The sequence below is a fragment of the Flavobacterium sp. IB48 genome (assembly GCF_016405855.1).
GTDB classification, from domain to species: Bacteria; Bacteroidota; Bacteroidia; order Flavobacteriales; family Flavobacteriaceae; genus Flavobacterium; species Flavobacterium ginsengisoli.
On the sequence record NZ_JAEFCA010000004.1, the window covers coordinates 483,204 to 496,521 of the forward strand.

The window sequence follows — 13,318 nt, forward strand, 5'->3', positions numbered from 1 at the left end:
CTAAAATCTGAAATCAACAATCTAAAATAAAAGACACATGACAACACTAAAAGCAGGAGATAAAGCGCCAAATTTTTCAGGTACAGATCAAGACGGAAAAACACATAAACTGGCAGATTACGCTGGGAAAAAATTAGTTGTTTTCTTTTATCCGAAAGCAAGTACGCCTGGCTGTACAGCTGAGGCTTGCGATTTGAGAGATAATTATCACCGTTTTCAAGCCAATAATTACGAACTTCTTGGAGTAAGTGCTGATAGCCAAAAAGCACAAGTAAAATTCAAAGAAAAATACGAATTGCCATTTCCTTTAATTGCAGACGAAGACAAATCGGTTATCAACGCATTTGGAGTTTGGGGACCAAAGAAATTTATGGGTAAAGAATACGATGGAATTCACAGAACAACTTTCGTAATCGACGAAAAAGGAATTATAGAAGAAGTAATCGAAAAAGTAAAAACAAAAGAACACGCTTCGCAGATTTTGAAATAGAGATTTTTGTTTCAGGTTTTCTTTGTTTCAGGTTTCAAGTTGCTTTACTTAATGTTTAGTTTAACGCAAAGCACGCTAAGTTTTTTTATATGCAAAACCTAATAAACCCGCAAAGTTGGCAAAGCTGAATTTACATAAAGCTTTGCGAACTTTGCGTTTTTTAGCACAAGCTTAAGTAAAAAAAACTTAGCGTGCTTTGCGTTAAAAAAATATCGTTCCGAGAATAACTTGAAACTTGAATAAAAAAAGTCCCTGAAAAAGGGACTTTTTTTATTATGTATTTTGTTCTAATTCTTTCTGCGGATGATATCCAAAAAGATGATGTTCTTTTATAATTTCAGGAATTCCTGGAGGAAGCATTGGTTCCCATCCGGTTTTACCTTGATTGATCATTTTTAAGATTTCTCTAGAGAAAACATCCAAGATATTCGGATCGTAATCTTCAATATCAACCACTTTTCCGTTGAATTTAAAGAATTTATACAATTCTTTCATTCTAGGATGAACTTTTAAGTTATTCGAGTTCATTAATGAGCCATCTTCATCTAACATTGGATATAAGAATACTTTCATATCACGGTAGAATAATTTTCCGAAAGCTTCAAGAATTCCACCACTTAAATGGCGGTAGTATTTCTCATCAAAAATATCAACAAGGTTATTTACGCCCATTGCCAATCCCATACGGGCTTTGGTATAATTTGCAAAGTATTCTACAACTTTATAATATTCTTGGAAATTAGAAATCATAACCGTTTGACCAAGAGAACATAGCAATTCTGCTCTGTCCATAAAGTCTCTTTCGTCAATTTCTCCATCAGAGCGTAAATTCGAAAGCGTAATTTCAAAAATTACAAGAGTATTCTTTTCTTCAACCTTGTTTTCTTTGAGGAACATTTCTAACGACTTTTCATACATGTCCATATTTACTTTTGTAACAGGACGGAAGCTTCCTCTTAAAGCTAAAAGGTTCTTTTTGTATAAAATAGCTGCAGGAAGAATGTTTTTACCTTCTGGGTTAAACATTACAGCATCTGTCATTCCGTTTTTAACCAATTGTAAACTCATCAAACGATTGTCTACATCAGCAAAACGAGGTCCAGAAAAGTTGATAGTATCGATCTCTAATTGATCTTTATCTAAGTGATCATATAAGTAACGAAGTAATCGTTTTGGATCGTTGTATTTGTAAAAAGCACCGTAAATTAAGTTTACTCCTAAAATACCAAGTGTTTCTTGTTGTAGTCTAGCATCAGTCTCTTTAAAACGAATATGCAGGATAATTTCGTTATAAGCTTCATCGGGTTCAATTTGATATCTAATTCCGACCCAGCCGTGACCTTTAAATTGTTTAGCAAAATCTATTGTGGCAACAGTGTTGGCGTAGCTAAAAAAAAGTTTTGTAGGGTGTTTTTCACGACTTAAACGCTCTTCAATGATTTGTCCTTCATGAGTAAGCATTTTTTTTAATCGTTCTTCAGTAACATATCTTCCGTCACTTTCAGTTCCATAAATGGCATCACTAAAATCTTTATCATAGGCAGACATCGCTTTTGCAATAGTTCCCGACGAACCTCCTGATCTGAAAAAGTGTCTAACTGTCTCTTGTCCAGCGCCTATCTCAGCAAATGTTCCGTAAATATTTTCGTTTAAATTAATGCGTAACGCTTTGTCTTTTATAGAAGGAATCTGTTCGATGACCTTGTCACCCTTGAGTTTTATTTCTGTACCCATTTTGTTTTAAATAGATTTGTTACAAAGTTAGTAAATTAGGCTTCTAATGAAAGAGAAATAATCCTATTTTTGTAAAAAAATTAAGTTCAATTGAAGGTTTATTTTTTAGGTACAGGTACTTCTCAAGGCATTCCAATTATAGGAATCGATCATCCTGTTTGCAAAAGCACTGATGCTAAGGATAAAAGGCTTCGTGTATCCATTTGGATAACATGGGACGATCATTCGTATGTTGTAGATTGTGGCCCCGATTTTAGACAGCAAATGCTTTCTTGCGGATGCCAGAAACTGGATGCAATTCTCTTTACTCATGAGCATGCAGATCACACTGCTGGTTTAGACGATATACGCCCATTTAATTTTAGACAGGGTGAAATTCCGATTTATGGACATAAACGCGTCCTAGATAATTTAAGACGCCGCTTTGATTATGTTTTTGAAACGGTAAACAAATATCCAGGAGCTCCAAGCGTAAAAACAATAGAAGTGCAAAATAATGCACCTTTTGCTGTTGGAGATAAAACAGCAATTCCGATAAATGTAATGCACGGAGATCTTCAGGTTTTTGGATACCGAATAGATGATTTTGCCTATCTAACAGATGTAAAAACAGTCGAACAAGTTGAGGTTGAAAAGCTAAAAGGTTTGAAAGTTTTAGTAGTCAATGCTCTGCGTGTCGAACCTCACAATACGCATTTTAATCTACAAGAAGCACTTGATTTTATTAATCTTGTTAAACCTGAAAGAGCTTATTTAACTCATATTAGCCATGTTTTAGGGTTTCACGAAGAAGTGCAGAAAACACTTCCAGATAATGTTTTCTTGGCTTATGACAATTTAGAAATTACAATTTAATTATATACCACACAATGAAAAAATCCTTAATGCTTTATCTTTTTATTCTTGCCATTTTAATGAATGTCTTTACGTATGCATTTTACAGCGGAGAAGTGAAATTTGGACAAGACCGATATGATAAAACAACTAAGAAATTAAGAGACAGCATTAGCCTCATGAAAAACAAATTGGCTGAAGCTGATTATTTTTCTTTAGAGCATAACGAAAATGCTCAAAATTACTTTGATAATAGCGCCTCTGGAGGAAAAGTGATTTTGTATGAAAAACTAATTCCGGTTGTAACAGAAAAGCTATTAGATTTCAATTCAAATCCAAAAGGGAATCCATATACAGGGCAAGACCAGATTGGGCCAACTAAATTTATCATTAATAAAGTGAAAATTTTAAACCACAGATGGATTATTGCAGATTATAGCAATGGAGAATTATGGGGAGAAGTCTTGTTAAAATATTTTGTTGATAACGATGATAATATTACCTTTGAAGTAAATCAAACTTGGTTATATCAAAAATAGGATTTTATAATCCTATTTTTTTTGGCCTTTAAATAAATAGGATTATGAAAAAGATGTTTTTGTTTTTGATTATTGCTAGTACAATTTCGTGTGGGAAAAAAGTTTCTCAAGAAAATGTAAGTACAACTCCAAAAGAACCGAAAAAAGAAACTGTCGTTGGCGGAGATTCTGATTCTCATGGCTGTAAAGCTTCAGCTGGTTATACTTGGTCGGTTTTGAAAAAAGAGTGTATCAGAGTTTTTGAAAATAGCACAAGACTGAATCATGCAGAAGATGGAAAAACGTATTCTACAGTTTCCTATGTAATTTTTGACGGAAATAAAGCTGAGCTTTTTCTTGATACTCAAAAAGAATCTATCATTTTAGAAAGAAAATCTGAAGGTGATTCTTGGGTTAATGGTGATTGGCAATTAATTCCGTGGAAAGGATATGTTTTGAAGAAAGGAGTAAAGATTCTTTATACAGGGGAATAAAGATGTTTATTGCTAATTATTAAGAGCATGGAAGAAATTGAAAGACTTATTTTGGGCTCAAAAGAGCAAAAATATTATCGTCATGCCATCAAAGGATTTAGTAAATCAGAATTAAATGATTTTGAAAGATTGGCATTACAACTTGAAGAAGCAGGAGCATTGGATCCTTTGGGTTGGGCCTTTAGTGAAATTAAAGAAGGTATTCCGCAAGCTGGACGCTTTTTGGTTTTAAAAGGTCTTTTTGATATTATAAAATCACCTGAGGAAAACATTTCTTTGGCATATGATTTTGATGAAGAGGTAGAAGAGAAATATTTAGATATTCAAAAATTAGTTGGGGAAGAAAAATTATCAGATTTTTTAAAGACTTTTTCAAAGGGAATAATAAGCAATGTCATTGATTTGTTGGATTATGGCAATTGCAATTCTGACGGCGAAATAGGCTGGGTACTGGTAAAAACAGATAAAGAAGGTAACTTAACCGAAAAAATTATATCTGGACTTCATGAAGATTTTCTCGATTTTGAAGATGAACTAAAAACTTATAAATAAGTAGTTTACTCAAAAGACATCTTTTTTATGAGAAGGAAAATTTTAGTTTTCTGTTATGTTTTTAATTTTTACTCTGTAGAAACTGAAAACATGACAGATAAAACAAAGACTAAATATTCGTTTTAATAAATTTAGAAGTTACTACTTGAGCAAATTCATCGTTTAAACTTGCTAAAGCGGTTTGATGTATTAATTCGGCAGAGAAATTTTCTCCGTTTACGCCTTTTTTATTGAAAGTAGCTGTTGCGTTAGAAACTACGTAAACATTGTAACCAAAATTTCCTGCCATTCTTGTTGTGGTAGAAACGCAATGATCTGTAGTTAAACCTACAATTACAAGATTTGTGATTTTGGCAGTGTCAATTAGCTCTTTTAAATTCGTTCCAATAAAAGCACTATTGACATTCTTTTTGATGATTGTTTCTCCTTCAAGAGGTTTTACAATATCTTGAAATTCATTACCTAGATTTGTTTCGTTTAAAATCGAATTTGGATTTGAAGAACAATGCTGAACATGAAAAATAGGCAATTTTTTGCTTCTCCAAATTTTCAGAAGTTCGCCCGCTTTTTGCTCTGCATCAACATTATTTCGATCTCCTCCCCAATACGCAACATCGTGAAAACCTTTTTGGATATCAATTAAAATTAATGCTGGATTATCAAGTTTTGTATTCATTTTAATTAAGATTTTAAAAATGATTTAGTTACTTTGTCTAGTAGGCTATCTCGTTTTAAGACGATTCCCAAGTATTTATGATAACTCAAGCCAGAGGTTTCTGCGTTTGCATTTTCATTTGCCATTTCAGCATATTTTTTGCCAATCTCTGTTTTAGAATTGTAAAAGTTTATTATTGCAAGTAAAGAGAAAGCAATATATTTTTCATTAGGAAATAACAATCCTGAAATTTTATTTTCCAGCATTTCTTCAGCTACTGGATATAAATCTTTGAATTGATTTTTAACTACAATTTCAGCATAATCTAAATACGATTGAGTAATTACATTTGGAAATATTTTTTCAAAATCAACAGCTTTTTTAAAATATTCAAGTGCTTTCTCTGTATTGTTTTCAAGTTGAAAAATATTTCCAAAAGTATGATAAACAGAACCTTTGTTGAAGTTGTCGTCTGGATATTCATTTAGAACTTTGCTTAATAACTCCTTCGCAACTTGTAAAAGCTTGGGTTTTTTAGTGTCAACTAATTCTATTGCTTGAACTTTAAGATATTGAGCTCTTCCATCTTTTCTGGCACGAGAAAGTTTCGCAAAGAATTCTTCTTCATCTGTTTTTGACCAAGATTTTCTTCGATACCAATCTGTTGCCATAAAATAAATTATTTAGTAAAAAACTGCGACCTTAAACTATGACTGAATACTAACTAAGCAGCCAGTTCCTAAAATCAAAGAAATTCTGAGGAGCAACTCCATGTCCAACAGGATATTCTTTATAAGTAAGCGGAATATTTAATTTTTCTAAAGCAGCAGGTGTTTTTCTCGCCCATTCAATCGGAATAACTTGATCTACAGTTCCGTGTGAAGCGAAAAACTTTAAATTTTTGAAATCATTGTTTTCAAAACCTTCTTTGATAATTTCTTCATTAAAATAACCACTCATTGCGACAACTCTCTGAATTTTTTCTGGATAAGAAAGCGCGGTTGCATAACTTAAAATAGATCCTTGGCTGAATCCGATTAAAGTTACATTATTGGCATCAATTGGATAATTTGCTGTTAGTTCATCAATAAACTTTGCAATTAAATCTCTTGAAGTTTTGGCTTGTTCATTATCTGAAAATTTATTCTGATCTGCATCAAAGTTGATCGCGTACCAAGCGTAAGCGCCATACTGTAAATCGTAAGGAGCTCTTGCAGAAATGATATAATAGTTATCTGGAAGCTCAGAAGCAAAAGAGAATAAATCGGCCTCATTACTTCCATATCCGTGCAATAAAAGCAATAACGGATTTTTATCTAAAATTGCTTTTGGTTCTCTTATTTTATATTCTAAAGATAGATTCATTTTTTAATTGTGAGTTGTAAGTTGTGAATTGTGAATTTTCCAACTTTGGAATTTCGAATTTTTTAATTGAATTTTGAAAAATTTATCCGATTTTCTTAAACCATTTTTGAAACAATTCTCCAACTAAAGGAATCGGTCTCATTTGCCCTTGAATAGCATTAAAAATACCGAAAGTCCACAGAATTGAAATACAAATCCACATTGGGAAAGTGATAAAAAAACTATCAAAATTACTGATTATTGCTCCGAAGGAGATAAAAGTTAAAGACAAGCCTAAAGACTGACGGATATGAAAAGAAGCAAAACTATTTTTGTTTTCAGAATTCATACTCATGGCAATCAAAACGCCAATGATTAGAATATAACTCGTGATAGCGATCGGTTTTCCTTCTTCGACTGAATTATTCATTTGTATTATTTTGTAACTAATTGATTTTGATTTAAAATTCCGTAAACAGAACCTTTAATTTCGGTTCCTAAAAAAGCAGAATTTTTAGATTTTGAAAGAATGTTTTCTTTCGCAAAAGTTGATTTTTCTTCTGTTGAAAATAAAGTGATGTTTGCTTTTGCGCCTTCTTCAATTATATGACTTTCCAAACCAAAAACCTTTCTGGCAGCAGTTAGTTTTGCTACAATTGTTTCTACAGGTAAAACGGTCAATAAAGCTCCAAAAGCACTTTCTAAACCAATAGTTCCGTTTTTAGCAGTATCAAATTCCATTTTTTTGAATTCGATATCAATCGGATTATGGTCTGAAGTAATCATATCGATTGTTCCATCAGCAATTCCGTTCAATAAAGCTTGTCTGTCAACTTCGGTTCTTAACGGAGGTGTTACTTTAAAACGAGTATCAAATCCGTCTAGTTTTTCATCAGTTAAAACCAAATGATGAACAGATGCGCTACAAGTTACGTTTAAACCTTTAGCTTTAGCTTCTCGAATTAATTCTACCGATTTTGCAGTAGAAATAGTCGGAATATGAAGTTTTCCCCCAGTATATTCTAATAAAAATAAGTTTCTTGAAATTTGAAGTTCTTCCGCCAAATTCGGAATTCCCTTTAAACCTAATCTTGTAGAAACAATACCCTCGTTTACAACTCCGTTTCCTTTAATGTTCGGATCTTGCGAATATGCGATAACTAATCCGTCGAAATCTTGCACGTATTGTAAAGCGATTTTCAAGATATTGGCATTGTCGATACTTTTATTGTAATCTCCAAAAGCGATTGCTCCCGAGTTTTTCATATCAAAAAGTTCGGCCATGTCTTTTCCTTCACTAGCTTTAGTTAAAGCGCCTATTGGGAAAATTTCTGTTGCAAAACCATTTGCTTTATTTTTTACAAAATTTACCTGAGATTGGTTGTCAATAATAGGTAATGAATTTGGCTGTAAGGCAATTGCTGTAAAACCGCTTTTTGCGGCAACATTCAATCCGTTTGAGATAGTTTCTCTGTCTTCGTAACCAGGTTCTCCAAGAGAAACGCTACTGTCAAACCATCCTTGAGAAACATGAAGATCGTCAAATCGTACCACTTCTGCATCGTCATTAGGAAGAGAAACTCCTATTTTTTCTATTACACCATCTGCAATTAAAAGATCAACGGTCTGATTGTGAAACGGACTTTTGGAGTCGATAATTTTGGCGCTTTTGATGATTAGTTTCATATGTAGATAATTTTTTGTCGTAAAATGATTTTTGTAAAAGTAAAAGGCCTTTCAAACAAAGGCGAATTCTATTTTACAAATTTTATAATTGCCATTTCTAATGCTAAAAATAACAGTGCAAAGATAACAAACCATTTCCAAATTTGGCTGTCAGTTCGTTCTGTTTGTAACGTATTAAAAATAGTCGAAATTGTATCAGCAGTTTTAAAATCAGAGACCACGTTCGTGTTTACCTGACTCAAATCGCTTTCGGTTCTTTTGTAATTAAAACTGATATTCTCAACCCATTCTTTTTTGTCAAAAATACTGTAGTTTCCTGCGGTTTCAGGGAAATCATTAAAGGTTAATTTGACTTTATTGTTTAGAATCTGCTGAATTGGGATAAACGAATCGTCGGTTCCTTTTACTTCCAAAATAGCATCTTTAGTCAATAAAACATCAACAAAATAAGGCTGATTGTTTCCAATTGTCAAAGCATTTACGCCAGTTTTCTGATTGTTTTGCGCGATTTTATAAAATAACGGAACAATTAAAGGCGATTGCTGAAAATTTGAATTGGCGCTATTTATTGGTGCTGTAAAAACGGTTATTCCAGAAACTGGGTTTTGAAGAGAAGTAACAAAAGCAGTCTGGTCTTCAAATGAAAGAGCAGCTGGATAAGGACTAGAAACAGCAAATGAACTGTTTACTTTTGGATATTGGAAATTCGTTATTTTATTTTCAAAAACACCTGAAAATAAAGGATGGTCAAAATTAATTTTAGTGATTAATTTACTGTTGGTCTCTAAATTCCCAAATTGAATTTTTCCAAAATTCCCCAGCAATGCATTTAAGCTTGAAAGAGAAGTTTTGTCAGAAGGAATGATAACCAAATTTCCGCCTTTAGAAACAAAAGCTTTTAAAGTGGTTTGCAAGGCTTGCGGAATGTCAATCAACTCGTTTAAAATAATAGTATTTTGTTTTTCTAAACTATTGTAATCTAAAGCGCTGATAGAATAATTATTATAGTTAAATTCGCCAGAAGTATATATTCTCGATAAGAAATTGCTTTTTTCTGGTTCACCAATACTAATAACATTTGTTTTTTTGTTTTTAGAAATGCTAAAAAACAATTTGTTGTCATAAGTCAGACCATTATCTTCAATTGCAACGTAACCATGAAAAGCTTCTTTTGGAATCGTGAAATTGATTTTCTTTTTCTTTGCATCAAAAGTTACAATCGTTTTGGCAATCAATTTGTTTTGATTGTAAAGTGCCGTTGAAACAGGTTTAAAATCTTCGCCATAAGCGGATAAATTAATTCCGATTTCATAAAAATTTTCTAAAGTCTGATTGATGTAAACGCTGTCAATTGATACATTGTTTTTTTGTTCTGCTTTTGGAACTATGAAATACGGCTTTTCTTCAAAATCTAGATTCTTAATAGCTGCTTCTTTTAAACCAACAGCATCTGTAATAATGACAATATCTTTTTTATGAGCCGATTTGTGAGCTTTTATTTTGGCTGTAATTGTTGCAAGATCAAAAGAGGTTGCGCTATATTTTAGATTTTGTAAAGCATTTTTTGATGATTTAATATCAGTATTCAAAAAATTTTCGGTGTTTGTTAAAAGCGAAAATTGAGTGTTTTCTGGAGTATTTTCAAGTAATTCTTGAACGGCCCTTTTTAGTAATTCGCCTTTTTTTCCTTTTGCCTGCATGCTAAAAGAATTGTCTAGAACAATATACATTTCATTTGAAGCGTTTTTGCTATCAGCAGCTGCAAAAAAAGGCTGTGCAAATGCAATAATTGCGCAAGCAAGCAATAATAATCGTGTAGCTAATAAAAGACGTTTTTTGATTTTAGAACTCTTGCGAGTCTGAATAGCAAGTTCTTTTAAGAATCGAACGTTGGTGAAATAGGAAGTTTTAAATCGTCTTAATTGAAATAAGTGAACCAAAATTGGAACGATCAATAAAAACAGAAAGTATAGAATTTCGGGATGTTTAAAATGCATTCTGGCTTCGATTTACTTCACTACGTTTTGTTTTTCGCGAAGATGCTGGTCAAAAATACAAATTAAAAATTTATTAAACCATATAAGTTCGTGTAAGAGATTGTAAGTAAACTTAAAAGTAGAATGTAAGACTTATAACTGTGATGAACTTACGAGGCAAAAAAAAATGTAACTTTTGTAATTTCTTGCAATAAAGGGACTGTTTCAAATGGATATATTGCTTATTTTAGCTAATCAAAAAAAACAAATTATGAAAAAAATATATCTAGTCTTATTTTCAGCTTTATCAATTACAGCTGTTAAAGCTCAAAATAAATTCAATTTATTGGTTGGAACTTACACGAATACTTGCCAAAGCAATGGTGTTTATGTGTATGAATTTGATGCTTCTAATGGCGAATATAAGCTAAAAAGTTCTTCTGAAAATGTTGTAAGTCCGAGTTATTTATCTGTATCAGCAGATAATAAGTTTATTTATGCCGTAAACGAAAATGGAACTCAAAGTACTGTAAGCTCTTTTTCTTATGATTCGCAGTCTGGAAAAATTAATCTTTTGAATAAAAATGATGCTTTAGGAGCAGATCCTTGCCATTTGATAAATGATGATAAACATGTCATCGCGGCTAATTATTCTGGCGGAAGCATTGCAGTTTTTAAAAAGAATGCTGATGGGAGCATTACAGAAGCACAACAATTGATTCAGCACGAAGGGAAAGGGCCAAATGCGGCGCGTCAGGAAAAAGCTCACGTACACATGGTGGTTTTTTCTCCAGACAAAAAGTTCGTGATTTCTAATGATTTGGGGTTAGATAAAGTGTTTATTTATAAATACAATCCAACGGCTAAAAACGAAATTTTGACATTGAAAGGAAGTGTTGACGTAAAACCAGGAAGTGGGCCAAGACATTTGACTTTTAGTAAAGATGGAAAATTTGTGTATTTAGTTCAAGAGCTAGATGGAACTTTGACGACTTTAAGCTGGGATAAAACTGGAGTTTTAAAAGTTGTAGCAGAAACAAGTATTCTTCCAAAAGACTTTAAAGGAGGAACAGGAGCGGCTGCAATTAAACTTTCGCCAGACGGAAACTTTTTATATGTTACCGATCGTGTAGATGCAAATGCAATTTCGGTTTACAAAATTCTTAAAACAGGAGCTTTAGAATTGGTAGAACAACAAAGCACATTAGGAAAAGGTCCAAGAGATTTTGCTATCGATCCTACAGGAAATTACCTTTTAGTAGGTCATCAATATACTAATGATATAGTTATTTTTAAAAGAGATATAGCAACAGGAAAACTTACAGATACTGGCAGAAGAATCCAGTTGTGTTCGCCAGTTGGATTGGTTTTTACGAAGATTTAGTAAAAAAGATTCTAAGGTGCTGAGATGCTGCTAAGCTTCTAAGGTTAAAAAAGGGTAAAGATTCAAAGAATCTTTACCCTTTTTTAGTGTTATATAAAAAACTTAGAACCTTAGCAACTTAGTACCTTAGCATCTAAAAAAAAGTTATTTTTTTTTCTTCTTCTCATTTCTTGTCTTCAACATATTTCTGTTAACAGAACCATGCGTTTTCTTTTTGGTTTTTGAAGGACCACCAAGATTGACTTTTTGGTTCTTTTTAGATTTTTCATGGAAAGCACCGTCACCTTCTAGTTTTGGTTTTTTCAGTAGAAACTTTCTAGGTAATTTATCTTTTTCAGCTTCAATTAACTTTTCTGAAATTTCAACTTCTTCAGGAAAATCGGCAATTTCAAGCTCTTGATCCATTAAAAGTTCCGTTTCTATTTTAAATTCTTCTTCTCTTGGAGTAACAAAACTAATTGCTGTTCCCGTTGCGTCTGCACGACCCGTACGACCAATTCTGTGCATATACAATTCTGGTTCTTCTGGAAGTTCGAAGTTAATTATGTGGGTAATATTCGAAATATCCAAACCTCTTGCCATAACGTCGGTTGTAATTAAACCGCGAAGATTTCCTTCTTGAAATTCGGCCATTGTACTCAAACGGTAATTTTGAGATTTGTTGGAGTGAATTACACCAAATTGTCCATCAAAAAGCTCGTCGATACGATTGAAAAGCATATCCGAAATCTTTTTGTTATTTACGAAAACTAGAATACGGCTCATGCTTTCGTCAGTTTCCAGTAAATATTTTAAAAGGTTTACTTTGGTATTAAAATTCGGAACGTTATAAGTAAGCTGTGTAATTTTTTCTAGTGGAGTTCCTGATGGAGCTAATGTCACCTCTTCAGGAAAATCAAAATAATCATTTAACAAATCATCAACTTCATCTGTCATTGTTGCAGAGAACAGAATATTTTGACGTTTAGTTTTCATCATTGCAAAAAGCGAAGTAAGCTGTGGTCTGAAACCTAAATTCAGCATTTCGTCAAACTCGTCAATTACTAATTTTTGTGTTTCGTCAAAACGAACTACCGCGTCAAGTGCTAAATCCATAGTACGTCCTGGTGTTCCAACTAAAATGTCGACACCTTCATAAACGGCTTTTTTTTGAGTATTGATGTTTACACCACCGTAAATACCTAAAGTTTTAACCGACATGTATGTAGTCAGTTTCTCTACTTCTTCTACAACCTGAACTACTAATTCACGAGTTGGAACAAGGATTACAATCTTTGGTGTATTGGTATGAGTAAATTTGTACAGCTTTAAAAGAGGCAGTAAATAAGCAAATGTTTTACCAGTTCCGGTTTGTGCAATTCCCATCATATCACGTCCAGACATGATTACAGAAAAAGATTTTTCTTGAATAGGAGTAGGCGTAACAAATCCTAATTCGTCAACTGCTTTTTGTAATGATTTTGGAAGATTAAATTTTTCGAAAGTGCTCATTTGCTTTAAATTTTGTGCAAATGTACGTTAAATTCATGGTTTTTTGTTGAATTTGTAATTTTTGATGTCGTATTATCACTTTGAATGTCACTCTGAGCGAAGTCGAAGAGCGTAACAATTGGAACGTGGGCTTCGACTTCGCTCAGCCTGACAGTTGTAT

Annotated in this window: 14 protein-coding genes; 6 read left to right on the forward strand and 8 right to left on the reverse strand. The window is 32.8% G+C overall.

Annotated features, from left to right (window positions below):
• Nucleotides 1-37 precede the first annotated feature (37 nt).
• Complete coding sequence (bcp, locus tag JC605_RS15570) at nucleotides 38-490, forward strand: thioredoxin-dependent thiol peroxidase (protein ID WP_198857073.1); 453 nt, start codon at nucleotides 38-40, stop codon at nucleotides 488-490.
• A 273-nt stretch (nucleotides 491-763) separates the two neighbouring features.
• Here bcp and JC605_RS15575 read toward each other — a convergent pair whose 3' ends face one another.
• On the reverse strand, nucleotides 764-2,224 hold the full coding sequence (locus JC605_RS15575) for a TonB-dependent receptor (RefSeq protein ID WP_198857074.1): 1,461 nt from the start codon (nucleotides 2,222-2,224) through the stop codon (nucleotides 764-766).
• 90 nt (nucleotides 2,225-2,314) lie between these two features.
• Here JC605_RS15575 and JC605_RS15580 point away from each other — a divergent pair, with 90 nt between their 5' ends.
• The 4 genes from JC605_RS15580 to JC605_RS15595 are packed head-to-tail and all read left to right on the forward strand — an operon-like array spanning nucleotide 2,315 to nucleotide 4,622.
• Nucleotides 2,315-3,079 (forward strand): MBL fold metallo-hydrolase, encoded by a 765-nt coding sequence (locus tag JC605_RS15580; protein WP_198857075.1) that lies wholly within the window; start codon nucleotides 2,315-2,317, stop codon nucleotides 3,077-3,079.
• A gap of 14 nt (nucleotides 3,080-3,093) precedes the next feature.
• A complete protein-coding gene (locus JC605_RS15585; RefSeq protein WP_198857076.1) occupies nucleotides 3,094-3,597 on the forward strand; it encodes a hypothetical protein in 504 nt (167 codons plus the stop codon).
• A 44-nt stretch (nucleotides 3,598-3,641) separates the two neighbouring features.
• Entirely contained in the window at nucleotides 3,642-4,070 is a 429-nt protein-coding gene (locus JC605_RS15590) for a hypothetical protein (RefSeq protein WP_233074127.1), read from the forward strand.
• Between the two features lie 27 nt (nucleotides 4,071-4,097).
• On the forward strand, nucleotides 4,098-4,622 hold the full coding sequence (locus tag JC605_RS15595) for a hypothetical protein (protein ID WP_198857077.1): 525 nt from the start codon (nucleotides 4,098-4,100) through the stop codon (nucleotides 4,620-4,622).
• A 109-nt stretch (nucleotides 4,623-4,731) separates the two neighbouring features.
• On the opposite strand, the gene JC605_RS15600 is transcribed toward JC605_RS15595, so the two are convergent.
• The 6 genes from JC605_RS15600 to JC605_RS15625 all read right to left on the reverse strand — a co-directional run bounded on the left by JC605_RS15600 (nucleotide 4,732) and on the right by JC605_RS15625 (nucleotide 10,304).
• Entirely contained in the window at nucleotides 4,732-5,298 is a 567-nt protein-coding gene (locus tag JC605_RS15600; RefSeq protein WP_198857078.1) for a cysteine hydrolase family protein, read from the reverse strand.
• 5 nt (nucleotides 5,299-5,303) lie between these two features.
• The gene (locus tag JC605_RS15605; RefSeq protein ID WP_198857079.1) at nucleotides 5,304-5,948 is read right to left on the reverse strand and encodes a hypothetical protein; all 645 of its coding nucleotides are present in this window, start codon (nucleotides 5,946-5,948) and stop codon (nucleotides 5,304-5,306) included.
• 49 nt (nucleotides 5,949-5,997) lie between these two features.
• The gene (locus JC605_RS15610; protein WP_198857080.1) at nucleotides 5,998-6,642 is read right to left on the reverse strand and encodes an alpha/beta hydrolase; all 645 of its coding nucleotides are present in this window, start codon (nucleotides 6,640-6,642) and stop codon (nucleotides 5,998-6,000) included.
• A gap of 82 nt (nucleotides 6,643-6,724) precedes the next feature.
• The gene (locus tag JC605_RS15615) at nucleotides 6,725-7,051 is read right to left on the reverse strand and encodes a hypothetical protein (protein ID WP_111366791.1); all 327 of its coding nucleotides are present in this window, start codon (nucleotides 7,049-7,051) and stop codon (nucleotides 6,725-6,727) included.
• 5 nt (nucleotides 7,052-7,056) lie between these two features.
• Nucleotides 7,057-8,307 (reverse strand): dihydroorotase family protein, encoded by a 1,251-nt coding sequence (locus tag JC605_RS15620; RefSeq protein WP_198857081.1) that lies wholly within the window; start codon nucleotides 8,305-8,307, stop codon nucleotides 7,057-7,059.
• Nucleotides 8,308-8,375: 68 nt separating this feature from the next.
• A complete protein-coding gene (locus tag JC605_RS15625; RefSeq protein WP_198857082.1) occupies nucleotides 8,376-10,304 on the reverse strand; it encodes a BatA and WFA domain-containing protein in 1,929 nt (642 codons plus the stop codon).
• Nucleotides 10,305-10,554: 250 nt separating this feature from the next.
• Here JC605_RS15625 and JC605_RS15630 point away from each other — a divergent pair, with 250 nt between their 5' ends.
• Nucleotides 10,555-11,667, forward strand: a complete 1,113-nt coding sequence (locus JC605_RS15630; protein ID WP_198857083.1) for a lactonase family protein — start codon at nucleotides 10,555-10,557, stop codon at nucleotides 11,665-11,667.
• Between the two features lie 144 nt (nucleotides 11,668-11,811).
• Here JC605_RS15630 and JC605_RS15635 read toward each other — a convergent pair whose 3' ends face one another.
• Nucleotides 11,812-13,158 (reverse strand): DEAD/DEAH box helicase, encoded by a 1,347-nt coding sequence (locus tag JC605_RS15635; protein ID WP_198857084.1) that lies wholly within the window; start codon nucleotides 13,156-13,158, stop codon nucleotides 11,812-11,814.
• Nucleotides 13,159-13,318: the final 160 nt, after the last annotated feature.